Genomic DNA, 26166 nt, shown 5'->3' on the forward strand with positions numbered 1-26166 from the left:
TCGAACAATCCAGGGCATTTTCCAGTGACCAGCATCAAGCAAGCCGCTGAAACATCGCAATTGGCCATTAGCCGTAATTTGGAGGGCCGTTGCGCATGTGCTTAGATGTCCGCTCGTGCCCGCCAAGGAGTCGATATGCGCCCACTGCTGACTGGCATTGCCACCATCCTGCTGCTGCTCGTCAACACCCTCGTTCTGATCGGCCCGTTGCTGCTGATCGCCCTCGCCAAGTTCGTTCTGCCTGGACAGAGTGCCCGCGACACCTGCTCGCGCGGGGTGATGTGGGTGGCCGAATTCTGGGCCGAGAACTGCAAGCGCATCTTCGCCCTGCTCACACCGACGCACTGGGACATTCGCGGCAACGCCGAGCTGCGCCGTGACGGCTCCTACCTGGTGATCAGCAACCACCAGTCCTGGGTCGACATTCCCGCGCTGGTACAGGCCTTCAACCGCAAGACGCCCTACTTCAAGTTCTTCCTCAAGCAGGAGCTGATCTGGGTGCCCTTTCTCGGCCTGGCCTTCTGGGCGCTCGACTACCCCTTCATGAAGCGCTATTCCAAGGCCTTTCTGGAAAAGAACCCGCACATGCAGGGCAAGGATCTGGAGATCACCCGAGCCGCCTGCGAGAAGTTCAAGCGCCTGCCGGTCACCGTGGTCAACTACCTGGAGGGCACCCGCTTCACCCCGGCCAAGCAGGCCCAGCAGCAATCGCCCTACCGCTACCTGCTCAAGCCCAAGGCGGGCGGCGTGGCCTTCGTGCTCGCGACCCTGGGTGAGCAGATCGACGCCGTGCTCGACGTCACCCTGGTCTACCCCGAGGGCAAGGCGCCGGGCTTCTGGGCATTGCTCAGTGGCCAGGTGGACAAGGTGATCGTCGATATCCAGACCCGCAACCTGGCTCCTGAGCTGTGGCAGGGCGATTACCAGAATGACCCGGTATTCCGCCAGTACATGCAGGACTGGGTGACTCAACTCTGGCAGGAGAAGGACGCGCGCATCGCGCAGATTCGCGCCGAGTCCGAGCGATAGCGGGCTTGGTTGATACCGGACCGGGCGGAGGGTTTTGGTTACTTTGCCCGCAAAGTGACTCGCCCGGGGGGGCGAAACCAGAAACATCCGCAAAAACGCGGCAATCTGGAACAGACACAAGAACAACCAACACCTTATTGCCAGTCCGGCATCAACCTTCCCGAGACTCCGCGAAGCACCAAAGAAAAGGGAGCCCGAGGGCTCCCAAAGAAAGGCGCGGACCAATGCGCCTGGCCGTGAACAAGTCTTGAACAGGCCCGGAGCGGATCCGAGCCGGGGCATCATCAGGCCGCGCTGAAGGTCTTGTGCGGGTCGATGACGAATTTCTTCGGCACGCCGGCATCGAACTCGCCGTAACCACGCGGTGCGTCGTCCAGGCTGATGACCTCTACGCCGACGATGTCAGCGATGTTCAGGCGATCCCACATGATGGCTTGCATCAGTTGGCGGTTGTACTTCATCACTGGAGTCTGACCGGTGTGGAAGCTGTGCGACTTGGCCCAGCCGAGGCCGAAGCGGATGCTCAGGCTGCCGATCTTGGCGGCGGCATCCACCGCGCCCGGGTCTTCGGTGACGTACAGGCCGGGAATGCCGATCTTGCCGGCAACGCGGGTGATCTGCATCAGCGAGTTGAGCACGGTGGCCGGAGCCTCGTGCTTGGCGCCTTCGTGACCATGACCACGGGCCTCGAAGCCCACGCAGTCGATGGCGCAGTCCACTTCCGGCTCGCCCAGCAGCGCAGCAACCTGCTCGTGCAGCGGGGTGTCCAGCGACAGATCGGCGATCTCGAAGCCCTGAGCCTTGGCGTGGGCCAGACGCGCCGGGTTGAGGTCACCAACGATGACCACGGCAGCGCCAAGCAGGCGGGCCGAGGCGGCAGCGGCCAGACCGACAGGGCCGGCACCCGCGACGTAGACGGTGCTGCCCGGGCCAACGCCAGCGGTAACGGCGCCGTGGTAGCCGGTGGGCAGGATGTCGGACAGGCAGGTCAGGTCACGGATTTTCTCCATGGCCTTGTCGCGATCCGGCAGCTTGAGCAGGTTGAAGTCGGCGTAAGGCACCAGCACGTATTCGGCCTGGCCACCGGTCCAGTCGCCCATGTCGACGTAGCCGTAGGCACCGCCGGCACGCGCCGGGTTGACGGTCAGGCACACGCCAGTGTGCTGTTCCTTGCAGGAGCGGCAACGGCCGCAGGCGACGTTGAAGGGAACGGAAACCAGATCACCGATCTGCAGACGCTCGACGTCACGACCCTTCTCGACCACCTCGCCGGTGATCTCATGGCCCAGCACCAGGCCGACCTGAGCGGTGGTACGACCGCGCACCATGTGCTGGTCGGAGCCGCAGATGTTGGTGGAAACGACTTTCAGAACGACACCGTGCTCGATCTTCTTGCCGCGCGGATCCTGCATTTTCGGGTAGTCGATCTTCTGCACTTCGACCTTGCCCGCGCCGAGGTAAACCACACCACGATTACCAGACATATCTAACTCTCCTTTCTTTTTGTGGACACAAGACGCGGCTGACAGCCGCGCGGCCTTGCACTGGAGCTGCTTTCGTCTGTTGCCGGAAACCGCCGTTGAAACCTGGCAGGGCGGATTTCCGTAGGGTGCGCTATGCGCACCGATGTTCTTGCGTTGCCTCCCGGTGCGCGCAGCGCACCCTACCGATTGCCCTCAGGCGTTGAGCACCACCGTGCGGTTGGCGTTGAGGAACACGCGGCGGTCGATGTGGTAACCCACCGCCCGCGCCAGGGTCAGGCATTCGATGTCACGGCCCTTGGCGATCAGATCTTCAGGGTAGTGCGCGTGATCCACCGCTTCCACGCCCTGGGCGATGATCGGCCCTTCGTCGAGGTGGTCGTTGACGTAGTGAGCCGTGGCACCGACCAGCTTGACGCCCTTCTGATAAGCCTGGTGATAGGGCTTGGCGCCCTTGAAACCGGGCAACAGCGAGTGGTGAATGTTGATCGCCCAGCCATCCAGCTTGCGGCACAGCTCGGGCGACAGCACCTGCATGTAACGGGCGAGCACCACAAGTTCCGCGCCGCAGTCCTCGATCACCCGCAATACACGGCGCTCCTGCGCCGGCTTGTCGGTCGGGTCGAGCGGGAAATGGTGATAGGGAATGCCATGCCAGCGCGCCAGCGGCTCCAGATCCGGGTGGTTGGACACCACCGCGACCACGTCCATGGACAACTGGCCGATGCGCTGGCGATAGAGCAGGTCGTTCAAGCAGTGATCGGCCTTGGACACCATCAGCACCACCTTGGCGCGATACCCCGGCGGCGTCAGCTCCACCTGCATGCCGAAAGGCGCCAGGCGCTCGTCCAGACCGGCGCGGAACGCTGCCTCGTCGAAACCATCCGGCTGGCGGAACTCGACGCGGATGAAGAAGCGCGACGACAGCCGATCATCGAAGCTGCGGTGCTCGGTGACGTAGCAGCGCTGCTCGAACAGAAAGCGCGTCACCGCATCCACGGTGCCGAGCACGCTCGGGCAGTGGGCGGTGAGGATCCAGGTGTCGGGGGTGCGGCTCATAATAGACTCCGATGATTTTCACCCCTCTCCCGCTTGCGGGAGAGGGGCCGGGGGAGAGGGCCGACGGTACAACGCGATCCGCCCGCTACCTCTCCCCAACCCTCTCCCCATAGGGGAGAGGGAGCCGTTCGTGCCAGCCTCAGGCCTCGACCGCCAACCCGTACTCGGCGCTGGCATCCTGCAGCCACAGCCAGAAGTAGTCGGAGAAGCTACGGCGGATCAGCAGTTCCCAGGTGTCTTCGCCGGTGTGACGAATCACCAGTTGCGACTTGGCGAACACCGTGCCGACCGCCTTGCCCACCGGGAAGTTCTTCGGATGTACGTCATAGCTGCTGGACTTCATCAGCAGTTCGCGCACCTTCGGCCCGGACAGCTCCAGCAGGGTCTGACCGCCGCTGACGTTGACCACCGAAATATGCTGACCGGCCAGGGCCTCACGCAGCTTGCCTTCCACCTCGAACTCGCTGCCACCGGGCACGATCAGCAGCCACTCGTCCGGGCCCAGCCACTGCAGCGAGGTGTCGCCGTTGGCCACCAGGGTCAGCGCCCCCGGCAGCTCCAGGCCCAGGGCCTTGTGCACGCCACCGGCGAAGTTGGTGTCGTCGGCGTCGCCACGCAGGATCAGATGACCCAGCAGCTTCTTCTCGCGCAGCGTGACTCCGGCCCCCTTGCGGCCCTTGCCGGCCAGCTCGTGCAGGCCAGCATGGTGCAGGGAGGATTGCCCTTCGATGTTGTCGGGGCGTTGCTGAAAAACATTGGCGTTAGACATTCTGGCGATCCCCTTTCGGGTCATAGAACACGGGGCTGACGATTTCGGCTTCGATCACGCTGCCATCGACCAGCGGCGCGAAGACGCGCTCGCCGATGCGCTTGAGACCACCGCGCACCAGAGCCATGGCGAAGGAATGGCCCATCGCGGCACTCATGTAGCTGGAGGTGACGTGGCCAACCATGGTCATCGGAATCGACTGCTTGGGATCGAACACCAGTTGCGCACCTTCCGGCAGCACCTTGTTCGGATCCAGCGGTTTGAGGCCGACCAGTTGCTTGCGGTTCTCCTTGAGGCAGTCCTCGCGGTTCATGCCGCGCCAGCCGATCCAGGAGAACGGCTTGGTACGGCCAACGCACCAGCCCATGCCGAGGTCGTCCGGGGTGACCGAACCATCGGTGTCCTGACCGACGATGATGAAACCCTTCTCGGCGCGCAGCACGTGCATGGTCTCGGTGCCATAAGGCGTCAGACCATACTTCTCGCCTGCGGCGATGATCTTCTCCCAAACGCCCAGGGCATAGTTGGCCTGCACGTTGACTTCGTAGCTCAGCTCACCGGTGAAGGAGATACGGAACACCCGCGCCGGTACGCCGCCTACGTTGCCTTCCTTCCAGCTCATGAAGGGGAAGGCGTCCTTGTCCAGGTCGATGTCGGTGACTTCGGCCAGCAGCTTGCGGCTGTTGGGGCCGGACAGGGTCATGGTCGCCCAGTGGTCGGTGACCGAGGTGAAATACACCTTCAGCTCCGGCCATTCGGTCTGGTGGTAGATTTCCAGCCATTCCATCACCCGTGCGGCGCCGCCGGTGGTGGTGGTCATGACGAAGTGGTTGTCAGCCAGGCAGGCGGTCACACCGTCGTCGAAGACCATGCCGTCTTCCTTGCACATCAGGCCGTAGCGGGCCTTGCCCACGTCCAGCTTGGTCCAGGCGTTGGTGTACACACGGTTGAGGAACTCGCGCGCATCCGGGCCCTGAATGTCGATCTTGCCCAGGGTGGAGGCGTCGAGGATACCCACGGCGTTGCGCACGGCCAGGCACTCGCGCGCCACGGCGGCATGCAGGTCTTCACCGTTTTTCGGGAAGTACCAGGGACGCTTCCACTGGCCAACGTCCTCGAACTCGGCGCCGTTCTCCAGGTGCCATTTCTGCATGGCGGTGTAGCGCTTGGGCTCGAACAGCTCACCGCAATGACGGCCGGCGATGGCGCCGAAGGTCACCGGGGTGTAGTTCGGGCGGAACATGGTGGTGCCCATCTCGGCGATGCTGATGCCGATGGAACGGGCGGCGATGGCCAGACCGTTGATGTTGCCCAGCTTGCCCTGATCGGTACCGAAGCCCAGCGCGGTGTAGCGCTTGACGTGCTCGACCGACTCGAAGCCTTCGCGGGTGGCCAGTTCGATACCGGCAGCGGTGACGTCGTTCTGCTGGTCGACGAACTGCTTGGGCGCACGCGAGGTGCCCTTGTCGTGCGGCACCTGGAACAGCGCAACGGTGGCTTCCTCGATGCGCTTCTCAGCCTTCGGCAGGGTGCCGGTCACGGCGTTGAAGCCCACTTCGGCAGCCGCCTTGGCGCCGGCCTCGAAACCATCGGCCAGAGCGTCGCCCAGACCGAACACGCCGTTGACCGCACCGGCGCAATGACGCTTCTGGAAGCCTTCACCCGGCACGAAGGCCAGGATGTCTTCGCGCCAGACCGGGCGACCACCGAGGTGCGAAGCCAGGTGCACCACCGGGCTGTAGCCGCCGGAGCTGACGATCAGATCGCAGTCGACCACTTCACCCGGGCTGGTGACCTTGTGCTTGGCCAGATCGATGGCGCAGATGCGCGCACCGGTCACGCGCTTGCTGCCACGCGCTTCGACCACGGCACTGCCGGTGAGTACGCGCACGCCACGCCGACGCGCTTCTTCGACCCAGCTACCGCGCGGGTTGCTGCGCGCGTCGGCCACGGCCACCACCTGGCGACCGGCGTCGAGCCAGTCGAGCACCACGCGGTAGGCGTAATCGTTGTTGGTCGACAGCACCAGCTTCTGACCGGGCGCTACGCCGTAACGGCGCACGTAGGTCGACACGGCATCGGCCAGCATGTTGCCGGGCACGTCGTTGTTGGCGTACACCAGCGGACGCTCGTGAGCACCGGTGGCCAGTACCACGCGACCGGCACGCACGCGGTGCAGGCGCTGACGCGGCTGGCCCATCGGCGCGACTTCGCCGAGGTGATCGGTGAGGCGCTGGTGGATGGTGAGGAAGTTGTGGTCGTGATAGCCGTTGACCGTGGCACGCGGCAGCAGGGTCACTTCCGGCATCTTTTGCAGCTCGGCGATGGCATTGGCGGCCCAGTCGGCGGCCGGCTTGTCGTCGAGCATCTCGCGGGTGGACAGCAGGCTGCCACCGAATTCTTCCTGCTCGTCGGCGAGGATCACCCGCGCGCCGCTACGACCGGCAGCCAGGGCCGCGGCCAGACCGGCAGGGCCGGCACCGACCACCAGCACGTCGCAGTGCTGGTTCATGTAATCGTAGATGTCCGGGTCGTTTTCCTTCGGCGAGCGACCGAGACCGGCGGCCTTACGAATGTACTTCTCGTAGGTCAGCCACAGGTTCTGCGGGTACATGAAGGTCTTGTAGTAGAAACCGGGCGGCATCATGCCACCGCCGACCTTGCCGAGAATGCCCATCAGGTCGGTGTTGACGCTCGGCCAGCCGTTGGTGCTGGCAGCCGTCAGGCCCTGGTACAGCGCCTGCTGGGTGGCACGCACGTTGGGGATCTGCGCCGCTTCGGTGGAGCCGATCTGCAGCACGGCATTGGGCTCTTCGGCACCGGCGGCGACGATGCCGCGCGGACGCGAGTACTTGAAGCTGCGGCCGATCACGTCGACGCCGTTGGCCAGCAGTGCAGCGGCCAGGGTGTCGCCGGCATAACCCTGGTAGGTCTGGCCGTTGAAACTGAAGGTCAGGGGCTGGCTGCGGTCGATACGGCCACCCTGGGAAAGACGATTGACCTGGCTCATGCCGTTACTCCTTGGTCAGCGGCCTTTTTCGCAGCGACAGTGGCTTCAGTCACGCTGGGGCTCTCACCGATCTTGTAGGTTTCGAGAATCTCGTAGCTCACCGTGTGGCGAGTGACGTTGAAGTACTGACGGCAGCCCGCCGCATGGATCCACAGCTCGTGGTGGATACCGCGCGGGTTGTCGCGGAAGAACAGGTACTCGCCCCACTCCTCGTCGGTGCAGGCGTTGGGATCCAGCGGGCGGGCGATGTGCGCCTGGCCGCCAGCGTGGAATTCTTCTTCGGAACGCAGTTCGCCACAGTGAGGGCAGAAGATATGCAACATGCTCGGTACCTCCAGAAAACCATCGTCCCTCTCTCAGCGAGAGAGGGCGCCATAATCAGTGCGCCACACCGGCTGCGCCGTGCTCGTCGATCAGCGCACCGTTGTGGAAGCGCTCGATGGAGAAGGCCTTGGCCAGTGGATGCATCTCGCCCTTGGCCAGGCTGGCAGCGAACACGTTGCCCGAGCCCGGAGTGGCCTTGAAGCCGCCGGTACCCCAGCCGCAGTTGATGAAGAGGTTCTTCACCGGCGTCTTGGCGATGATCGGGCAGGCGTCCGGCGTGGTGTCGACGATGCCGCCCCACTGACGGTTCATGCGCACGCGCGAGAGCACCGGGAACATCTCGACGATGGCCTGCAGGGTGTGTTCGATGGTCGGGTAGGAACCACGTTGGCCGTAGCCGTTGTAGCCGTCGATACCGGCGCCGATGACCAGGTCGCCCTTGTCCGACTGGCTGATGTAGCCGTGTACGGCGTTGGACATGATCACTGTGTCGATGATCGGCTTGATCGGCTCGGATACCAGGGCTTGCAGCGGGTGCGATTCCAGCGGCAGGCGAAAGCCAGCCAGCTTGGCCAGGTGCCCGGAGTTACCGGCAGCGACCAGGCCGACGCGCTTGGCGCCAATGAAGCCCTTGGTGGTTTCCACGCCGATCACCGCGCCGTTTTCCTTGCGGAAACCGATCACTTCGGTCTGCTGGATCAGGTCGACACCCAGGGCGTCGGCGGCACGGGCGAAGCCCCAGGCCACGGCGTCGTGACGGGCCACGCCACCACGGCGCTGCAGCGAGGCACCGAGAATCGGGTAACGGGTGTTCTTCGAGCAATCCAGGTAGGGGATCATCTCCGCCACCTGCTTGGCGTCCACCACCTCACCGTCGATACCGTTGAGACGGTTGGCGCTGACGCGGCGCTCGATGTCGCGCATGTCCTGCAGGGTGTGACCGAGGTTGAACACGCCACGCTGGGAGAACATGACGTTGTAGTTGAGGTCTTGCGACAGACCTTCCCACAGCTTCATCGCGTGCTCGTACAGGTGCGCGGACTCGTCCCACAGGTAGTTGGAACGGACGATGGTGGTGTTACGCGCGGTGTTGCCACCGCCAAGCCAGCCCTTCTCCACCACGGCGACGTTTTTCACGCCGAATTCCTTGGCCAGGTAGTAAGCCGTGGCCAGGCCGTGACCGCCACCACCGACGATGACCACGTCATAAACCGGCTTGGGCGTTGGATTACGCCACATGCGCTGCCAGTTCTCATGATGGCTGAACGAGTGCTTGAACAGGCCGAAGCCGGAATAACGTTGCATGGGCATGCTCCAGGGTTCTACTGCCCTCTCGCGACTGCGCGAGAGGGGCTGAGAGAGAAGGTTGGCTTAGCGATAGACCGGGTAATCCGCGCACAGCCCGGCGACCAGCTTGGCCACCTGCGCCTCGACATCGGCATCACCGAGGTGGTCGAGGATGTCGCAGATCCAGCCGGCCAGGCTCTGGCACTGGGCGACCTTGAAGCCACGGGTGGTGACCGCCGGGGTACCGATGCGGATACCCGAGGTGACGAACGGCGACTGCGGGTCGTTCGGCACAGCGTTCTTGTTCACGGTGATGCCGGCACGGCCCAGGGCGGCGTCGGCGTCTTTGCCGGTCAGGCCCTGCTTGATCAGGCTGAGCAGGAACAGGTGGTTGTCGGTACCGCCGGACACCACTTCGTAGCCGCGCTCGACGAACACCTTGGCCATGGCCTGGGCGTTATCGATGACCTGCTGCTGGTAAGCCTTGAACTCAGGCTCCATGGCTTCCTTGAAGCACACCGCCTTGGCGGCGATCACGTGCATCAGCGGGCCGCCCTGGGCACCCGGGAACACGGCGGAGTTGAGCTTCTTCTCGATCTCTTCGTTGGCCTTGGCCAGGATCAGGCCGCCACGCGGACCACGCAGGGTCTTGTGGGTGGTGGTGGTGACCACATCGGCGAACGGAATCGGGTTCGGGTACAGACCGGCAGCAACCAAGCCAGCAACGTGGGCCATGTCGACGAACAACAGGGCACCGACCTTGTCGGCGATGGCGCGGAAGCGCGGGAAGTCCAGAGTCTTGGAGTAGGCGGAGAAGCCGGCGACGATGATCTTCGGCTTGTGCTCGACAGCCAGGCGCTCGACTTCGTCGTAGTCGATCAGGCCGGTGGCCGGATTCAGGCCGTACTGAACAGCGTTGTAAAGCTTGCCCGAGGAGGAAACCTTGGAGCCGTGGGTCAGGTGGCCGCCATGGGCCAGGCTCATGCCGAGGATGGTGTCACCGGCATTGAGCAGCGCCAGGTAGACGGCGCTGTTGGCCGAGGAGCCGGAGTGCGGCTGGACGTTGGCGTAATCAGCACCGAACAAGGCCTTGGCACGATCGATGGCCAGTTGCTCGACCTTGTCGACGTATTCGCAGCCACCGTAGTAGCGCTTGCCCGGGTAGCCTTCGGCGTACTTGTTGGTCAGGCCGCTGCCTTGCGCTTCCATCACGCGCTGGCTGCAATAGTTTTCCGAGGCGATCAGCTCGATGTGCTCTTCCTGGCGACGCTCTTCCTGGTCGATGGCGGCGAGCAATTCATCGTCGTAACCCTGGATCTTGTCCTGTTTGCTGAACATCTCGGTCTCCCGGCAACCCGTCAGGGTCGCATCTGTGTTGGTGAGGCTCCCGTCGCAGCGGCTCACGGAGCCACCGACAAGGCGTCTGTTGGAGGCGATTGTGCGAAATAGCCTGGGGGGTCATTTGCCTAATTACGACTTCAAAATGCTCAAACTGACCTGCCCCGAATCACGCGATGAGCGGTAATGGCGCTGGCTGGCGGCGCTTCGCCTGGTATGTCGTATAGAGACAGGTTGCGACACCCGTCACGGCGCCGGACAGCCAGCGAATGAGGGTAAGATCGAGCCTGCCCCGCCTGGCTGGCGCGTAGCGCCATCCCGACGCCCGCACTGGCAACTAACGGACAGGAGCCGCCCATGAAGCATGCCGAGCCTCAATACCTGCAATTACCTGATTGCGACAGGTTGAAGACCTTCGGTTTCCTGCTCATCCCCAACTTCACCACCATCGGCTTCGCCTCGGCCATCGAGCCTCTGCGCATCGCTGGCCTGGCCGCTGGAAGGCCGCTGTATCGCAGCGTACTGATCTCCAGCGACAACCAGCCGGTAGCGGCCAGCAACGGCGTGCGCGTGATGACCGACAGCAGCCCCGAACAGGCGCCAGCTCTGGACGCCCTGTTCGTCGTCGGCGCCAACCCGATCCCGGAGAAATACGACCGTGCCCTGCTCGCCTGGCTGCGTCGCCTGGCCGAACAGGGCGTGCCCCTGGGCGGCATCTGCACCGGCAGCCACCTGCTGGCCAGCGCCGGCCTGCTCGAAGGCTATCGCTGCACCCTGCACTGGGAGAACATCGAACAGATCAAGGAACGGTTTCCACGCATCATCGTCTCCCACCAACTCTACGAACTGGATCGCGATCGCTATACCTGTTCGGGCGGCACCGCAGCGCTGGACATGACCTTGCAACTGATCAGCCGCGAACCCGATGGCGCCGAGATCGCCAGCCGCGCCGCCGAACTGCTGCTGTGCGAGCGGGTACGCAACGCCCGCGACCCACAGCGCATCCCCTTGCGCCAGAAGATCGGCAACACCCAGCCCAAGCTGAGCCAGATCGTGGCGATCATGGAAGCGAACCTGGAAGAGCCCCTGGAGCTGGAAGAGCTGGCACGCCTCAACGAGGTGTCGGTACGCCAACTGGAGCGGCTGTTTCACAAGTACCTGGCGCGCACGCCCAGCCAGTACTACCTGGAGCTGCGCCTGCAGCGGGCGCGCGAGCTGTTGCTAAGCAGTGAAGCCCCGGTGGGTGAGATCGCCCTGACCTGCGGCTTCTCGTCAGCGGCGCATTTTTCCAAGAGCTACAGCCGCCAGTTCGGCCTGTCGCCACGCCGCGAACGCCAGCACAGCGGCATGGCCGTGCCGGCGCGCTCTTAGCGCCATTGCCATAGCAGCGGCACGGCAGCTCGCTATCGAGCGATGATGTTGTGCTCCGGGCCATAGGGGAAGCGGGTGATATTTTCGGCGCCGCTCTCGTGGACGATGAGGATGTCGTGTTCGCGATAGCCGCCGGCGCCTGGCAGCCCCTCCGGCAGCATGATCATGGGCTCCATGGACAGCACCATGCCCGGCTCCAGCAGGGTCTCGACATCCTCGCGCAGCTCCAGCCCCGTCTCACGCCCGTAGTAATGATTGAGGACACCGAACGAGTGGCCGTAGCCGAAGGTGCGGTACTGCAGCAGATCATGACTGAGGTAGATCTCGTTGAGTGCATGGGCGATATCGCAACAACGCACGCCTGGCCTGATCAGGGCAAGCCCGGCCTCGTGCACTTCGACGTTGGCCTGCCAGAGGCGCAGATGCGCGTCGCTGCAGTGATCGAGGAACAGGGTGCGCTCCAGAGCCGTGTAGTAGCCGGCGATCATGGGGAAACAGTTGAGGCTGAGGATGTCGCCTGCGTTGACCTCGCGCGTGGTCAAGGGGTTGTGCGCACCGTCGGTGTTGATGCCGGACTGGAACCAGGCCCAGGTATCCATCAGCTCCACCTCCTCGAAGGTGGTGGCGATGGCGCGCACCATGGCCTGGGTGGCATGCAGGGCCACTTCGTACTCCGGCACCTGATCGCGCAGCGCTTCCAGCGCCGCCGCACCGCCGATATCGGCAATACGAGCACCCTGGCGGATCAGCGCATGTTCCTCCGCGGACTTGATCATGCGCAGGCGCATGCAGGGAGCGGCGACATCCACCAGTTCGGCATTCGGATAGCGTGCTGCCAGCCGTTCACGGTGCTGCAGGGTCAGGTGATCGAACTCGACGCCGATGCGGCCGGCCTTCGGCAGCGCCTGCTCGATAGCGACGAGGTCGTTGTCACGCTGCCAGTCGCTGTAGACGATATTGTCGGTAGCGACGGCGCGCCGCCACGGCCTGCCGCCGTCGATCTTGGCGCTGATGCTGACGATGGCGTCCTGGGTCACCACCAGCGCATAGCAACGGCCAAAGGCGCAGTAGAGGAAGTCACTGTAGTAATTGATGTTGTGATACGAGGTAAAGATCGCCGCATCGATGTTCTCGCTCGCCAGGTGCGCGCGCAGCCTGGCGTGACGATTGGCGTACTCCTTGGCAGAGAAGGTCGATCTGACCTTTTCACCGTTTTCAATCCGAAGCGTTTGCGGCATCTGCATGGCATCGATCCCCTTGCTGGTGACGCGGCCCATCGGACTGATGAGCCGTTGCAATGGATTGCAGCAGAAGCACCCCAGACTTTTTTGTACGCCTGCGACCCGAAGTTGGCCGGATCTGCTTTGCCACTGCCAGCCCATTCATTCGCGATCGTGGCGCACATGGCGCCACCATGAATTCGCCCCTGCGCCTCTGTGGCGGCGCTCAGTGCAGCACCTGACCGGGGGGCGGCAACGGCTCGAATGCCAGCCCGTCACTGATCGCCCTGATCAGCATTCGGCCATGGCGGCCGCCGATCATTTGCAGCATCGGCTCCAGGCCGGGCGCGCCGAGAAACACGCCGGCTCGTGCCAGGTCGCACAACTGGCATTCCAGCTCGGGCCTGTGCGCCTGCGCCTCGTCATCGCCACGACAGTGGATCAGGCCATGCAGCTTATCCACTGCGCCCAGGGCGCGATCCGGCGTGACCCACATGCCATTGTTGGCACGCCGGGCTCGCCCATCCAGACTGAGCGTCTGCCAGCGGTAGAGCGTGCACCCAGCCAACTGGTTGGCCATGCGCAGCGGTTCCAGCGCAGCAGCCAACGCCATCAGACTGAAGCCTTCGTCCAGCAGGAAACCGATGGACTCCACGGCGGCATCCGCCACCTTCTGCGCTGCGCTCATGCCGCAAGGCCTTGCACGAGGCCGAGGGCAGACACATCGGCTCGCCACAGAGGCGAGGGTGAGACTGCGAATTTGCTCGGGTGGAAAACGCAGATGACCACGACAGGGCTCCTTGGCGGCGACGCGCTGCAGGACGTAATGCTGCGATTGTCACGGCCAGCCAAGTTGACCTGTTGCTCAGAATCGACGCCAAGGTGCTAAGCGCCGCCCGGCCTTATCCACGACTCAGGTGGATCAAGCTGTGGATAAGCCGTGCACACAGCGCGCACCGCCAGGCTTCACGCCGGCTCCGGCCAATCGTTCGTTTCCTGATCGATATCAAGCAGTTAGCAACGGTCATTGATGCACAGAAAGCGTGGATCATCCTGTGGAAAAGCTGTATACAGATCGCCGCAGGCCCCGTGAAAGCTGAGGTTTATGCCGCTGCTCGCGATCCATACACCCACCGCAGCGCGCCGGCTTATCCACCTGTTGCGGATGCCAGCAAGGAACGACGCCTGGGGATATGCACAGAAGCTGTGGATGAATCTGTGCGCAGCTTGTTCGAGGAGTGCCTCAGGCCAGGCAAACCAAGGCCTGCCGACGCTCGATCAAAAATCGAACAAGATCAATGAGATAGAGATCGGTTGTGCACAAATACCCTGGACTTGTCTGTGCATCGCCTGTGGATACCCGACGCCAGGCCAGAGCCCATGGGGCTCCGGCGCAAGCGCCCGTTATTTGCTCAGCGGGCGGTCAGGGCTTGAGTTCACCACTGCAACTGCTGGAGGCATTCACCAGGCGCTGCTGCATGGCCTGATCGGGTGGCGATTGGCGGCTCATGGCCTCAAGTTCCTCTTCGCTGAACTCCTGGCTGACCTTGGTCGCTGCACAGTCGCAATAGGCCCGCAGTTGCGGCTCCTCGTAGCCCGCCGGGGCGCCGTTGATGCACTGCTGCACGAAGTCGTTCTTGGCCTTGTCCGACCATTCGGCAGCACTGACGGGCAGCGCCAGAACCAGGGGCAGAGCGGCGGCAAGCAGGTGACGATAAGTCATGGGAAACTCCTTCTCTGGATGGGAGGAAAGCGGAGCGAATGCCGCTTTCTGGTAGTTGTGAACCCAACAGCCATTGTCGAGTTCCCGATCCTGGCCGAACGGTCATCATCGCCTACCACACGCACTGCGCATCAGCGCAACAACTCGTCGCCGCAACGGACGCCGCCTGCGAGGCGCGGGCAGTATAGTGAGCATTTGCCGGCACCCTTGCCGGCTGCTTTTCAGAAGGAACGCGCCAATGCCCGACAATGCCCAGCAATTTGCCAGTGACAACTATTCCGGCATCTGTCCCGAAGCCTGGGCCGCCATGGCCGAGGCCAACCAGGGCCACCAACGCGCCTACGGTGACGACGAATGGACGGCGCGCGCCGCCGACCACTTCCGCAGCCTGCTCGATACCGACTGCGAGGTGTTCTTCGCCTTCAACGGCACCGCCGCCAACTCCCTGGCCCTGGCCTCGCTGTGCCAGAGCTACCACAGCGTGATCTGCGCGGAGACCGCCCACGTCGAAACCGACGAGTGCGGTGCGCCGGAGTTCTTCTCCAACGGCTCCAAGCTGCTGCTGGCCAGCACCGAGAACGGCAAGCTGACGCCCCAGGCGATCCGCGAGATCGCCCTCAAACGCCAGGATATCCACTACCCGAAACCGCGCGTGGTCACCCTCACCCAGGCCACCGAAGTCGGTACCGTGTACCGCCCGGAGGAAGTCCGCGCCATCAGCCAGACCTGCAAGGAACTGGGCCTACACCTGCACATGGACGGCGCGCGCTTCTCCAACGCCTGCGCCTTCCTCGGCTGCAGCCCGGCCGAGCTGACCTGGAAAGCCGGGGTCGACGTGCTCTGCTTCGGCGGCACCAAGAACGGTATGGCGGTGGGCGAGGCCATCGTCTTCTTCGACAAGGCGCTGGCCGAGGACTTCGACTACCGCTGCAAGCAGGCCGGCCAGCTTGCCTCGAAAATGCGCTATCTGTCGGCGCCCTGGGTGGGCATCCTGCAGGACGGTGCCTGGCTGCGTTACGCCCAGCACGCCAACCACTGCGCTCAGTTGCTGGCCTCGCTGGTCGCAGACATCCCCGGCGTCAGCCTGATGTTCCCGGTGGAAGCCAACGGCGTGTTCCTGCAGCTCTCGGAGCCGGCCATCGCCGCCCTCACCGCCCGCGGCTGGCGTTTCTACACTTTCATCGGTGCCGGTGGCGCGCGCTTCATGTGTAGCTGGGATAGCGACGAAGCCCGCGTGCGCCAGCTCGCTGCCGACATCCGTGAAGTGATGAGCGCCTGAAAACGCCAGAGGCCCCGCAAGCGGAGCCTCTGATCATGTCGCTGGGTGGCGCGGATGCAATCCGGGGAAACGGATCGATCGTCCCGGATTTCATCCGGGCTACAGCCCGTAGGGTGCGCTGCGCGCACCAGCCTCCCCAGAACCAACCTGTCGATCAGTAATCGATCGCCACGTCGCCTTTTGGCACGCTGCAGCAAGACAGGATGTAACCTTCGGCCACGTCCTCGTCGGTGATACCGCCGTTGTGCTCCATGTCCACCTCGCCGGAGGTTTTCATCACCTTGCAGGTGCCGCAAATGCCCATGCCGCAGGCCTTGGGAATGTGCAGACCGAGCTTGGCAGCGGCAGCGTGGACGGTCTCGCCGGGGGCGACGCGGATGCTCTTGCCGGTGCTGATGAATTCCACCTGATTGAGCTCGCCCACCGGCACTTCCGGGGCATCGGCAGCTTCGGCGGCCAGCTCCTTGACCTCGGCACTGATCTCCGGCGGCGTGGGGCCGAAGGCCTCCTCGTGGTAGCGGCTCATGTCGTAGCCAGACGCCTCGAGCAGACGCTTGACCGCGCTCATGTAGGGCGTCGGGCCGCAGCAGAAGATCTCGCGCTCGAGGAAGTCCGGCGCGATCAGCTCCAGCATCGGCTTGTTCAGGTAACCACGATAGCCGGCCCAGGCCTCACCCAGGCCATGCTTCTCGCAGATCACATGCACGCTGAAGTTGTTGATTCGCGCCGCCATGTGCTCCAGCTCACGCTGGTAAATGATGTCCTTGGGCGAACGTGCGCTGTGCACGAAGACCATGTCGACGTTGGCATTGGTGTCGTAGAACCAGCGCGCCATGGACATCACCGGCGTGATGCCGACACCACCGGACAGATACAGCACCTTGTCGGATGGGAAGTCGATGGCGTTGAACAGCCCAACAGGGCCATGCACCGGCACCTCGTCACCTTCCTTGAGATTGTCGTGCAGCCAGTTCGAGACCTTGCCGCCCGGCACGCGCTTGATGGTGATGGAGAAGCTGTAGGGCACCGAGGGCGAGCTGGAAATGGTGTACGAACGCATGATCGGCTGGCCGTCGATCTCCAGCTCCAGGGTGACGAACTGCCCCGGCTTGAAGAAGAACAGCACCGGTTGATCGGCCATGAAGCAGAACGTACGGACATCCCAGGTTTCCTGAATGACCTTGACGCAGCGCACCAGGTGGCGGCCATTGGTCCAGGTCTGCGTGGTAACCGGGTTGAGGAAGGAGTTGGTAGTGGTCATGAACAGCTCTCCACGTGGCCGGATATCGGCCTATATGCGGCGGATTGTGCGAAAGGCCGAGAGTCGTCATTTATCTACCAGCGACATCCACATACTTATCGCGACCTGCCCCATGACACGGGGCCTGGCGCGTCGGAAACGCATCCGGCCATGTCGCCCATGGACAAGGTTTCCCCTTTGCCCGGCTCCACACTCCGCCTCACCAAGCATGCACGCCCATCGCAGGCAGCAGCGATTGACGAACACCTTGCGGCATTTACCGTAACAGCCACTTTTACCGGCCGGCGCGACGCGTCGACCAATTGAGGAGCCATTCATGGACTGCACCCAAAACCTGAGCCTGGGCGACCCACTAGAGCCCGTCCGCAAGGCCACCGCCGAGATGCTGCACGAGCGCGATCACACCTTCTCGCTGCCGCAACCCTTCTATTGCGACGAGCGCCTGTTCCAGGTCGACATGCAGGAGATCTTCCACAAGGAATGGTTGATCGCCGGCATGGTCAGCGAGATTCCGGCCAAGGGCAACTTCCTCACCGTGCAGATCGGCGACAACCCGATTCTGGTCATCCGCGGTGCCGAAGGTCAGATCCATGCCTTCCACAACGTCTGCCGCCACCGCGGCTCGCGCCTGTGCGTGTCGGACAAGGGCAAGGTCGCCAAGCTGGTCTGCCCCTACCACCAGTGGACCTACGAGCTGGATGGTCGCCTGCTGTTCGCCGGCACCGAAATGGGCGCCGACTTCAAGCTGTCCGACTACAACCTCAAGCCGGTTCACTGCAAGACCGCTGGCGGCTTCATCTTCATCAGCCTGGCGGACAACCCGCCGGCCATCGACGAATTCCTCGCGACCCTGGCTCACTACATGGAGCCGTACGACATGGAGAACACCAAGGTCGCGGTGCAGAGCACCATGCGCGAGCAAGCCAACTGGAAGCTGGTGATCGAGAACAACCGCGAGTGCTACCACTGCAACGGTTCGCACCCGGAACTGCTCAACACCCTGCTGGAATGGGACGACGTCACCGACCCGCGCGCCAGCCAGGCGTTCAAGGATCAGGTCGCCGAGTGCACCACCCGCTGGGAGAAGGACAACATCCCTTACGCCCATGCCAGCTTCGGCCTGCGTAACCGCATCGTGCGCATGCCGCTGCTCAAGGGCACCGTGTCCATGACCCTGGACGGCAAGCAAGGCTGCAAGAAGCTGATGGGCCGCATCACCGACCCGGATCTGGGCTCCATGCGCATCCTGCACCTGCCGCATTCGTGGAACCACTGCATGGGCGACCACATGATCAACTTCACCGTGTGGCCGGTCAGCGCCCAGGAGTCGATCGTGATCACCAAGTGGCTGGTGCACAAGGACGCGGTGGAAGGTGTCGACTACGACGTGGCTCGCCTGCGCGAAGTCTGGGATGCCACCAACGACCAGGATCGTCGCCTGGGCGAAGAAAACCAGCGCGGCATCAACTCCACCGCCTACCAGCCCGGCCCGTACTCCAAGACCTACGAGTTCGGCGTGATCAACTTCCTGGACTGGTACAGCGAGCGCATGCTCAACAACCTCGACGACACCCCGGCGCAGAACCTGCGTCAGGTGGCAGGCGAGTAAGATGCTCTGCCTGCTGCTGTTGATCGGGTTGACGGCTTACGGGCTGCTGGCCTGTAGACCGCAACGAGGCTGACGCAGAAAAGCCCCGGTGTTCTTACGGACACCGGGGCTTTTTTATGGGCATCGCATTTTCAGGGGAATGCCTGATTGACACTGGACTGGCAAGTTCGTGTGAGTGCTTGTTCGGGCGCCTGTTCCGGATTGCCTCGTTTTTGCTGATGTTTCTGGTTTCGCCCTCCCGGGCGAGTCACTTTTGCCCCGGATGGCCGGCCCGACAAAAGTAACCAAAACCCTCCGCCCGATCATCCGGCCCTCGCTTCGCGAGGGTTCGCTCACTCCATCGCCGTTCCAGAGGCCCGCCGCGGTGGGCCATCCCTGGCCCATCGCGGCTCTCGCGACATCCATGTCGCTCGACCTCTTCCACGACGATTCCGTTCGCCCTCCTGGGCGGACTCTGTACGCGCCTGAACCTGCGGTAACCTAGAATTAGCATGGAGTGTTCTGGCAAGAGCCACAGCGAACGATGTGGCTGTCGAGTGAAACCAATACTTTCAGGCGCGCAAATGCCCCCTTCAGGAGGCCGAACGTAGGCACTGCGCAGGGGGCGAGCGGCATGGATGCCGCGAGAGGCTTAAAGGGCCAGGGACGGCCCTTGTAAGCCGACCCCGGAGCGGTGCCGGAGTGAGGGAAGTCGAGCGAAGCGAGACCCGGATGGCGGGGGTGCGTTTCTTTTGCTTACTTTTCTTTGCGCAGTTCAAAGAAAAGTGAGTCGCCCGAGGGGGCGAAACAAGGAGTTTCCGAACACACCGAAGCGGCGTCCAGAACACCAAATAACACACGAACTTGCCAGTCCAGTATCAAGCCCGACTTCCCCATGATTCCGCGATGAGCCTTTTTATGCGCTAGCGAAAGATATCCACAGGCCCCCATGCTCCACATGGATCACCCCGAAAATCTCTGCCCTCAAACAGCCTCCAAGCTTCGCCCCGTAACACGGCTCGCCCGCTCGCGACGCTTCTTGTTGGCCAGGCTCAACCTGCGCATCAGATGCCTTACCCGCCAGATCAGGGGCTTGTCGATAGCGGCCAGCAACAACGGAACCTCCTCGGCGAAGTCGACATCATCCGTTTCATCGTGAATATCCACGAAGAGCCGACGCTCGATGGCCTTGCGATCAGCCAATGGCAAGCCCGCCATCAAGCGATAGAACGACCAGAAACTCTGGTTTCCCGTGTCCTGGTAGAACCTGATGGCACGCTCCAGCGCAGCGCGCGCACGGCCACGATCAGCCTCGGCGATACGCACCGCGAACAGTTCGCCATAGTCCTTGAAGGTGTAGGCGCTACGCCCGTCGCGCCCGTAGAAGCGAGTTTCCGAGCATGCAAGGATGGTGTCGATGGCCGCCTCGGAGTAATACACGTCGCTGTAGAGCACCAGCAAATCCCCAGCCCCCACCACGGCTTCAGCCGCGAGCAGGCTGTGAGCCTTGGTTTCTCGCCGCAGCGGGCACCAGCTCGGCACTGGATAACTCGCCAACGCCTCGCTGGCAGTCAGCAACCAGGGCGCCTTCACGCCGCGCTCTGCGAGCAGGCGCAACGTGCGTGCGAGAAGGGTTTCACCACGCACCTGGATCAACTGCTTGGGAGCAGTCGGCTCAGCCCAACGCGTCTGTTTTACACCGCTCTCCGCAGCCAGAATCAGCACTGCCAGACCATTCATTGGTTTACATCTCCCTGGACGCCGTAATACAGGCACCGAACCGAAGCAATCGACGCCAGCCCCAATGATACCAATTCGCCATCCTCGATCGTGAATAAAGATCCTGCGGACAACTTCACAAATCCAAGGCTGGATATGAAAAGCAAAGGCCCCGCCAGATCACTCCGGCGGGGCCTTGCTCTTCACTTGTCGCTTGCAGCTTGAAGCTTGCAGCCGCTCTTAGACCTTGGCGCGCTCGAAGCGCTTGCGGTCGTTCTCGTTGAGGAACTTCTTACGCAGGCGGATCGACTTCGGCGTCACTTCCACCAGCTCGTCGTCGGCGATGAATTCCAGCGCCTGCTCGAGGGTGAACTTGATCGGCGGTACCAGGGCGATGACTTCATCCTTGCCGGAAGCGCGCATGTTGTCGAGCTTCTTGCCCTTGGTGGGGTTGATCACCAGGTCGTTGTCACGGCTGTTGATGCCGCACAGCTGGCCTTCGTAGATCTCCTGGCCCGGCTCGAGGAACAGCTTGCCGCGTGCCTGCAGGGTTTCCAGCGAGTAGGTCAGCGCGGTGCCGGTGGCCATGGAGACCAGTACGCCGTTCTGACGGTTGCTGACTTCACCGGCCTTGATCGCGCCGTAATGGCTGAAGGTCGAGGTCAGGATGCCGCTACCCGAAGTCAGGGTCAGGAAGTTGTTACGGAAGCCGATCAGACCGCGCGCCGGGATGGTGTATTCCAGGCGGATACGACCCTTGCCATCGGGCACCATGTTGGTCAGATCGCCCTTGCGCAGCCCCATCTGTTCCATCACCGAACCCTGGTGCTGTTCTTCGATATCGATGGTGACGTTCTCGTACGGCTCTTGCTTCTCGCCGGCTTCGTTCTCGATGATCACCACTTCCGGGCGGCCTACGGCCAGCTCGAAGCCTTCACGGCGCATGGTTTCGATCAGTACCGACAGGTGCAGCTCGCCACGGCCGGAGACCTTGAACTTCTCCGGGGTGTCACCCGGCTCGACGCGCAGGGCGACGTTGTGCAGCAGTTCCTTCTCCAGACGGTCCTTGATGTTGCGGCTGGTGACGAACTTGCCTTCCTTGCCAGCGAACGGCGAGTCGTTGACCTGGAAGGTCATGCTCACGGTCGGCTGGTCGACGGTCAGCGGCGGCAGGGCCTCGACGTTGTTCTGGTCGCACAGGGTGTCGGAGATGTACAGCTCGTCCATGCCCGATACGCAGACGATGTCACCGGCAGTGGCTTCCTGCACTTCGACGCGCTGCAGGCCGGAGTGGCCCATGATCTTGAGGATACGGCCGGTGCGCTTCTTGCCGTCGGCGCCGATGGCGGTCACCGGGCTGTTGGCCTTGATGGTGCCGCGAGCGATGCGGCCGATGCCGATCACGCCGAGGAAGCTGTTGTAGTCCAGCTGGGAAATCTGCATCTGGAACGGACCGTTGACATCGACGACCGGCGCCGGTACGTGGTCGACGATGGCCTGGAACAGGGCATCCATGTTGTCGTCCATCTTCTCATGATCCATGCCGGCGATGCCGTTCAGGGCCGAGGCGTAGACGATGGGGAAGTCCAGTTGCTCGTCGGTGGCGCCGAGGTTGTCGAACAGATCGAAGATCTGATCGATGACCCAGTCAGGACGCGCGCCCGGACGGTCGATCTTGTTGACCACGACGATCGGACGCAGGCCGGCCTTGAACGCTTTCTGGGTCACGAAACGGGTCTGCGGCATCGGGCCGTCCTGGGCGTCGACCACCAGCAGCACGGAGTCGACCATGCTCATCACGCGCTCCACTTCACCGCCGAAGTCGGCGTGCCCGGGGGTGTCGACGATGTTGATGTTGTAGTCGCCCCACTTCAGCGCCGTGTTCTTGGCCAGAATGGTAATGCCGCGCTCTTTCTCCTGGTCGTTGGAGTCCATCACGCGCTCGTTTTCCGCTTCTTTACGGTCGAGGGTGCCGGACAGACGCAGCAGTTTGTCGACGAGGGTGGTCTTGCCATGGTCGACGTGGGCGATGATGGCGATGTTGCGCAGTTTTTCGATCACAATTTTTTCCTAGAAAGAGAGCCGCAAGCCGCAAGCGACAAGCTGCAAGGTAAAAGCCAAAGAAAAGCCTAAAAACATGACGGATTCAGGTACAGCAGTCGGGAGGATGCCTGCGGCGCCGCGCGCTGCGTCTGATATGTCCCTTCATCATGACTGCACGCGCCCCTCTTGCGGCTTGTGGCTTAAATCTTGTAGCTGCCCGGAGGGCCGGTAAACGCGCACATTGGCGTGCCCCTCGCTCAGCAGGTGATGGGCGTGCAGACGACTCATCACACCCTTGTCGCAATACAGCAGGTACTGGCGGTTCTCATCCAGTTCCTTGAATTTGTTGTTCAGCGCGTAGAACGGCAGCGCCTGCACTTCTACGCCCGGCACCTGCAGCGGCTCGTCCTCGGCGGCATCGGGGTGGCGAATGTCGATGACGATCTGCCCGGCCAACGCCTCACGCACTTCCTCGACCTGCACGTCCTTGCCCAGCTCGTCGATCACGCGGTCGATGGGTAGCTGGGTGGCGCGCTCCAGGGCGCGGTCGAGGATAGCCATGTCGAACTGCGCCTCCTCCTTCTCCACGCGGTAGCCACGGGCCTTGGTGGTCGGGTTGACCGAGATCACGCCGCAGTACTCAGGCATGTTCTTGGCGAACTCGGCGGTGCCGATCTGCGTGGCGGTGTCGATGATGTCCTGCTTGTGGCTGGCGATCAGTGGGCGCATCACCAGCATGTCGGTGGCCGAGTCGATCACCGCCAGGTTGGTCAGGGTCTGGCTCGATACCTGGCTGATTGCCTCGCCGGTGACCAGCGCTTCGATCTGCAGCTTCTCGGCGATGCGAGTCGCGGCGCGCAGCATCATGCGCTTGAGGATCACGCCCATCTGGCTGTTGTCGACCTTGCCGAGAATCTCGCCGACCACTTCCTCGAACGGCACGCTGATGAACAGCACGCGCTGCGAGCGGCCGAACTTCTGCCAAATATGGTGCGCCACTTCCATCACGCCCAATTCGTGGGCACGGCCCCCTAGATTGAAGAAGCAGAAGTGGCTGACCAGGCCGCGACGCATCATTTGATAGGCCGCCACAGTGGAGTCGAAGCCGCCGCTCATCAGCACCAGGGTCTGCTCCAGCGAGCCCAATGGGTAGCCGCCCAAGCCTTCGTGACGGTTGTGCACCACGAAGAGGCGCTGATCGCGAATCTCCATGCGCACTTCGACTTCCGGCTTCTTCAGGTCGATGCCCGCCGCATCGCATTCGCGGCGCAAGCGCGAACCCACGTGTCGCTCGACATCGATGGAGCTGAAGGCATGCTTGCCACCGCGCTTGCAACGCACGGCGAAGATCTTGCCCGGCAACTGCTCGGCGTAGTGGCGCTTGCAGTGTTCGGTGATGTCATCGAGGTCGCCCAGCGGGTATTCGTTGACCTCGAGGAACAGGCCGATGCCCGGCGTATTGCGCAGGCGCTCGGTCATCTCGGCGAGCAGCTTGGGATCGTCCAGGTCGGTTTCCACCTCCAGGTTGTCCCATACACCCGTCACCCGCAGGGCGGGATCAAGATCGCGCAGCACGGCGCGGATGTTCTTCCCCAACTGGCGGATGAACTGCTTGCGCACCGGGCGGCTCTTGATGGTGATTTCTGGGAAAACTTTGACGATCAGCTTCATGAAATAAGCGCCCGAACAGGCAGCGGAAAAACAGGGGCGCGGATTATAGCGGAAATTGTTCAAGCTTTGACCAAAAATACTGCACCACGAAGACAGCGCACCAAAATTGCACACTCAAGGAATTTGCAGCCCTTAAATGGTGCAAAACTGCTGACGCAAATACCGCGCAAGCGGCACGGCGCCTGAGTTCCGCGGCCTCTGCCCAATAAAGGGCACTGGCATGCAATTTGCTCCCTTGTGAGGCAGGTCGCTCTGACGGACTATCCCGCCGGGCTTCACCGCACATATCGGGGCTCCACGAAGCGAGCCTTTTCCATCTGGAGGACAACATGTCTAAGGCTGTTCAACTGATCAAAGAACACGACGTGAAGTGGGTAGACCTGCGCTTCACCGATACCAAGGGCAAGCAGCATCACGTGACCATGCCGGCCCGTGACGCCCTGGACGAAGACTTCTTCGAGCACGGCAAGATGTTCGATGGCTCGTCCATCCATGGCTGGAAAGGCATCGAAGCCTCCGACATGATTCTGATGCCGGTCGACGAAACCGCCGTACTGGATCCGTTCACCGAAGAGCCGACCCTGATCCTGGTCTGCGACATCATCGAGCCGAGCACCATGCAAGGCTACGACCGTGACCCGCGCTCCATCGCCAAGCGCGCCGAAGAATTCCTCAAGTCCACCGGCATCGGTGACACCGTATTCGTCGGCCCGGAGCCCGAGTTCTTCATCTTTGACGAAGTGAAGTTCAAGTCCGACATCTCCGGCTCGATGTTCAAGATCTACTCCGAACAAGGCTCCTGGATGACCGACGGCGACGTCGAAGGCGGCAACAAGGGCCACCGCCCGGCCGTCAAAGGCGGTTACTTCCCGGTTCCGCCGTGCGACCACGACCACGAAATCCGTACCGCCATGTGCAACGCCATGGAAGAAATGGGCCTGGTCGTCGAAGTGCACCACCACGAGGTGGCCACTGCCGGCCAGAACGAAATCGGCGTCAAGTTCAACACCCTGGTGAACAAGGCCGACGAAGTTCAAACCCTGAAGTACTGCGTACACAACGTGGCCGATGCCTACGGCAAGACCGCCACCTTCATGCCCAAGCCGCTTTACGGCGACAACGGTTCGGGCATGCACGTGCACATGTCGATCTCCAAGGACGGCAAGAACACCTTCGCAGGTGAAGGCTATGCCGGTCTGTCCGAGACCGCCCTGTACTTCATCGGCGGCATCATCAAGCACGGTAAGGCCCTGAACGGCTTCACCAACCCGTCGACCAACTCCTACAAGCGTCTGGTTCCGGGCTTCGAGGCTCCGGTCATGCTGGCCTACTCGGCTCGCAACCGTTCCGCCTCGATCCGTATCCCGTACGTTGCCAGCCCGAAAGCTCGCCGTATCGAAGCGCGCTTCCCGGATCCGGCTGCCAACCCGTACCTGGCCTTCGCCGCTCTGCTGATGGCCGGTATCGACGGTATCCAGAACAAGATCCACCCTGGCGATGCAGCGGACAAGAACCTGTACGACCTGCCGCCGGAAGAAGGCAAGCTGATCCCGCAAGTGTGCGGCAGCCTGAAAGAAGCCCTGGAAGAGCTGGACAAGGGCCGCGCGTTCCTGACCAAGGGCGGCGTGTTCTCCGACGACTTCATCGATGCCTACATCGAGCTGAAGAGCGAAGAAGAGATCAAGGTACGTACCTTCGTACACCCGCTGGAATACGACCTGTACTACAGCGTCTAAGCCAGTTTGCGCCGCCTCGTGCGGCGCCCTCGAAAGCCCCGCCCGGCTCGGCCTGGCGGGGCTTTTTTATGGCTTTTCACGGAAGCTCGGGGAGGTCAGTCCTTGATACCGGACTGGCAAGTTTATGTGTTATTTGGTGTTCTGGACGCCGCTTCGGTGTGTTCGGAAACTCCTTGTTTCGCCCCTCGGGCGACTCACTTTTCTTTGAAATGCGCAAAGAAAAGTAAGCAAAAGAAACGCACCCCCGCCATCCGGGTC

The 26166-nt window shown here is 62.6% G+C and carries 20 protein-coding genes; 6 read left to right on the forward strand and 14 right to left on the reverse strand.

The window, feature by feature from the left end:
• The first annotated feature begins 135 nt into the window (after positions 1-135).
• Positions 136-1029, forward strand: a complete 894-nt coding sequence (locus tag ACSVIK_RS20380; RefSeq protein ID WP_442446035.1) for an acyltransferase — start codon at positions 136-138, stop codon at positions 1027-1029.
• Positions 1030-1313: 284 nt separating this feature from the next.
• Here the strand turns inward: ACSVIK_RS20380 and fdhA are convergent, their stop codons facing one another.
• From fdhA to glyA, 7 genes are all read right to left on the reverse strand, one after another.
• Positions 1314-2513 (reverse strand): formaldehyde dehydrogenase, glutathione-independent, encoded by a 1200-nt coding sequence (gene fdhA, locus ACSVIK_RS20385; RefSeq protein WP_442446036.1) that lies wholly within the window; start codon positions 2511-2513, stop codon positions 1314-1316.
• Positions 2514-2705: 192 nt separating this feature from the next.
• Positions 2706-3569 (reverse strand): formyltetrahydrofolate deformylase, encoded by an 864-nt coding sequence (gene purU, locus ACSVIK_RS20390; RefSeq protein WP_442446037.1) that lies wholly within the window; start codon positions 3567-3569, stop codon positions 2706-2708.
• 139 nt (positions 3570-3708) lie between these two features.
• Positions 3709-4338: a sarcosine oxidase subunit gamma gene (locus tag ACSVIK_RS20395; protein ID WP_442446038.1), complete on the reverse strand. Its 630-nt coding sequence runs from the start codon at positions 4336-4338 to the stop codon at positions 3709-3711.
• Positions 4331-7348 (reverse strand): sarcosine oxidase subunit alpha, encoded by a 3018-nt coding sequence (locus ACSVIK_RS20400; protein WP_442446039.1) that lies wholly within the window; start codon positions 7346-7348, stop codon positions 4331-4333. The genes ACSVIK_RS20395 and ACSVIK_RS20400 overlap by 8 nt, the downstream gene beginning before the upstream one ends.
• The gene (locus tag ACSVIK_RS20405; protein ID WP_442446040.1) at positions 7345-7671 is read right to left on the reverse strand and encodes a sarcosine oxidase subunit delta; all 327 of its coding nucleotides are present in this window, start codon (positions 7669-7671) and stop codon (positions 7345-7347) included. The genes ACSVIK_RS20400 and ACSVIK_RS20405 overlap by 4 nt, the downstream gene beginning before the upstream one ends.
• Before the next feature lie 55 nt (positions 7672-7726).
• Positions 7727-8977: a sarcosine oxidase subunit beta family protein gene (locus ACSVIK_RS20410; protein WP_442446041.1), complete on the reverse strand. Its 1251-nt coding sequence runs from the start codon at positions 8975-8977 to the stop codon at positions 7727-7729.
• 66 nt (positions 8978-9043) lie between these two features.
• Positions 9044-10297 carry a serine hydroxymethyltransferase gene (gene glyA, locus ACSVIK_RS20415; RefSeq protein ID WP_442446042.1) on the reverse strand — a complete coding sequence of 418 codons (1254 nt, stop codon included), beginning with the start codon at positions 10295-10297 and terminating at the stop codon, positions 9044-9046.
• 357 nt (positions 10298-10654) lie between these two features.
• On the opposite strand from glyA, the gene ACSVIK_RS20420 reads away from it, so the two are divergent.
• The gene (locus ACSVIK_RS20420) at positions 10655-11668 is read left to right on the forward strand and encodes a GlxA family transcriptional regulator (RefSeq protein ID WP_442446043.1); all 1014 of its coding nucleotides are present in this window, start codon (positions 10655-10657) and stop codon (positions 11666-11668) included.
• A 32-nt stretch (positions 11669-11700) separates the two neighbouring features.
• Here ACSVIK_RS20420 and ACSVIK_RS20425 read toward each other — a convergent pair whose 3' ends face one another.
• Both ACSVIK_RS20425 and ACSVIK_RS20430 read right to left on the reverse strand, forming a co-directional pair.
• Positions 11701-12912 carry a M24 family metallopeptidase gene (locus tag ACSVIK_RS20425; protein ID WP_442446044.1) on the reverse strand — a complete coding sequence of 404 codons (1212 nt, stop codon included), beginning with the start codon at positions 12910-12912 and terminating at the stop codon, positions 11701-11703.
• A 202-nt stretch (positions 12913-13114) separates the two neighbouring features.
• Complete coding sequence (locus ACSVIK_RS20430; RefSeq protein ID WP_442446045.1) at positions 13115-13576, reverse strand: hypothetical protein; 462 nt, start codon at positions 13574-13576, stop codon at positions 13115-13117.
• 173 nt (positions 13577-13749) lie between these two features.
• Between ACSVIK_RS20430 and ACSVIK_RS20435 the strand changes: the two genes are divergently transcribed.
• Positions 13750-14190, forward strand: coding sequence for a hypothetical protein (locus ACSVIK_RS20435; protein WP_442446046.1), 441 nt, complete (start codon positions 13750-13752; stop codon positions 14188-14190).
• Between the two features lie 121 nt (positions 14191-14311).
• Here the strand turns inward: ACSVIK_RS20435 and ACSVIK_RS20440 are convergent, their stop codons facing one another.
• Positions 14312-14611: a hypothetical protein gene (locus tag ACSVIK_RS20440; protein WP_442446047.1), complete on the reverse strand. Its 300-nt coding sequence runs from the start codon at positions 14609-14611 to the stop codon at positions 14312-14314.
• A 238-nt stretch (positions 14612-14849) separates the two neighbouring features.
• Here ACSVIK_RS20440 and ACSVIK_RS20445 point away from each other — a divergent pair, with 238 nt between their 5' ends.
• Positions 14850-15890 (forward strand): threonine aldolase family protein, encoded by a 1041-nt coding sequence (locus tag ACSVIK_RS20445; RefSeq protein ID WP_442446048.1) that lies wholly within the window; start codon positions 14850-14852, stop codon positions 15888-15890.
• Between the two features lie 154 nt (positions 15891-16044).
• On the opposite strand, the gene gbcB is transcribed toward ACSVIK_RS20445, so the two are convergent.
• Entirely contained in the window at positions 16045-17151 is a 1107-nt protein-coding gene (gene gbcB, locus ACSVIK_RS20450) for a glycine-betaine demethylase subunit GbcB (protein ID WP_442446049.1), read from the reverse strand.
• A 316-nt stretch (positions 17152-17467) separates the two neighbouring features.
• On the opposite strand from gbcB, the gene gbcA reads away from it, so the two are divergent.
• Positions 17468-18760, forward strand: a complete 1293-nt coding sequence (gene gbcA / locus ACSVIK_RS20455) for a glycine-betaine demethylase subunit GbcA (protein ID WP_442446050.1) — start codon at positions 17468-17470, stop codon at positions 18758-18760.
• A 963-nt stretch (positions 18761-19723) separates the two neighbouring features.
• On the opposite strand, the gene ACSVIK_RS20460 is transcribed toward gbcA, so the two are convergent.
• The 3 genes from ACSVIK_RS20460 to thiI form a co-directional block, all read right to left on the reverse strand.
• Positions 19724-20464 (reverse strand): hypothetical protein, encoded by a 741-nt coding sequence (locus ACSVIK_RS20460; protein ID WP_442446051.1) that lies wholly within the window; start codon positions 20462-20464, stop codon positions 19724-19726.
• A gap of 234 nt (positions 20465-20698) precedes the next feature.
• Entirely contained in the window at positions 20699-22519 is a 1821-nt protein-coding gene (gene typA / locus ACSVIK_RS20465; protein ID WP_442446052.1) for a translational GTPase TypA, read from the reverse strand.
• Between the two features lie 147 nt (positions 22520-22666).
• Complete coding sequence (gene thiI / locus ACSVIK_RS20470; protein WP_442446053.1) at positions 22667-24172, reverse strand: tRNA uracil 4-sulfurtransferase ThiI; 1506 nt, start codon at positions 24170-24172, stop codon at positions 22667-22669.
• A 329-nt stretch (positions 24173-24501) separates the two neighbouring features.
• On the opposite strand from thiI, the gene glnA reads away from it, so the two are divergent.
• Complete coding sequence (gene glnA / locus ACSVIK_RS20475; RefSeq protein ID WP_442446054.1) at positions 24502-25908, forward strand: glutamate--ammonia ligase; 1407 nt, start codon at positions 24502-24504, stop codon at positions 25906-25908.
• The last annotated feature ends 258 nt before the right edge of the window (positions 25909-26166 follow it).

This window comes from Pseudomonas sp. NCHU5216 (assembly GCF_052156495.1).
In the GTDB taxonomy this organism is placed as follows: Bacteria; Pseudomonadota; Gammaproteobacteria; order Pseudomonadales; family Pseudomonadaceae; genus Aquipseudomonas.

Excerpts from the sequence above, each read along its gene's own strand:
- ACSVIK_RS20380 (WP_442446035.1), top strand. The coding sequence starts at position 136 with ATGCGCCCACTGCTGACTGGCATTGCCACCATCCTGCTGCTGCTCGTC.
- fdhA (WP_442446036.1), bottom strand. The coding sequence starts at position 2,513 with ATGTCTGGTAATCGTGGTGTGGTTTACCTCGGCGCGGGCAAGGTCGAA.
- purU (WP_442446037.1), bottom strand. The coding sequence starts at position 3,569 with ATGAGCCGCACCCCCGACACCTGGATCCTCACCGCCCACTGCCCGAGC.
- ACSVIK_RS20395 (WP_442446038.1), bottom strand. The coding sequence starts at position 4,338 with ATGTCTAACGCCAATGTTTTTCAGCAACGCCCCGACAACATCGAAGGG.
- ACSVIK_RS20400 (WP_442446039.1), bottom strand. The coding sequence starts at position 7,348 with ATGAGCCAGGTCAATCGTCTTTCCCAGGGTGGCCGTATCGACCGCAGC.
- ACSVIK_RS20405 (WP_442446040.1), bottom strand. The coding sequence starts at position 7,671 with ATGTTGCATATCTTCTGCCCTCACTGTGGCGAACTGCGTTCCGAAGAA.
- ACSVIK_RS20410 (WP_442446041.1), bottom strand. The coding sequence starts at position 8,977 with ATGCAACGTTATTCCGGCTTCGGCCTGTTCAAGCACTCGTTCAGCCAT.
- glyA (WP_442446042.1), bottom strand. The coding sequence starts at position 10,297 with ATGTTCAGCAAACAGGACAAGATCCAGGGTTACGACGATGAATTGCTC.
- ACSVIK_RS20420 (WP_442446043.1), top strand. The coding sequence starts at position 10,655 with ATGAAGCATGCCGAGCCTCAATACCTGCAATTACCTGATTGCGACAGG.
- ACSVIK_RS20425 (WP_442446044.1), bottom strand. The coding sequence starts at position 12,912 with ATGCAGATGCCGCAAACGCTTCGGATTGAAAACGGTGAAAAGGTCAGA.
- ACSVIK_RS20430 (WP_442446045.1), bottom strand. The coding sequence starts at position 13,576 with ATGAGCGCAGCGCAGAAGGTGGCGGATGCCGCCGTGGAGTCCATCGGT.
- ACSVIK_RS20440 (WP_442446047.1), bottom strand. The coding sequence starts at position 14,611 with ATGACTTATCGTCACCTGCTTGCCGCCGCTCTGCCCCTGGTTCTGGCG.
- ACSVIK_RS20445 (WP_442446048.1), top strand. The coding sequence starts at position 14,850 with ATGCCCGACAATGCCCAGCAATTTGCCAGTGACAACTATTCCGGCATC.
- gbcB (WP_442446049.1), bottom strand. The coding sequence starts at position 17,151 with ATGACCACTACCAACTCCTTCCTCAACCCGGTTACCACGCAGACCTGG.
- gbcA (WP_442446050.1), top strand. The coding sequence starts at position 17,468 with ATGGACTGCACCCAAAACCTGAGCCTGGGCGACCCACTAGAGCCCGTC.
- thiI (WP_442446053.1), bottom strand. The coding sequence starts at position 24,172 with ATGAAGCTGATCGTCAAAGTTTTCCCAGAAATCACCATCAAGAGCCGC.
- glnA (WP_442446054.1), top strand. The coding sequence starts at position 24,502 with ATGTCTAAGGCTGTTCAACTGATCAAAGAACACGACGTGAAGTGGGTA.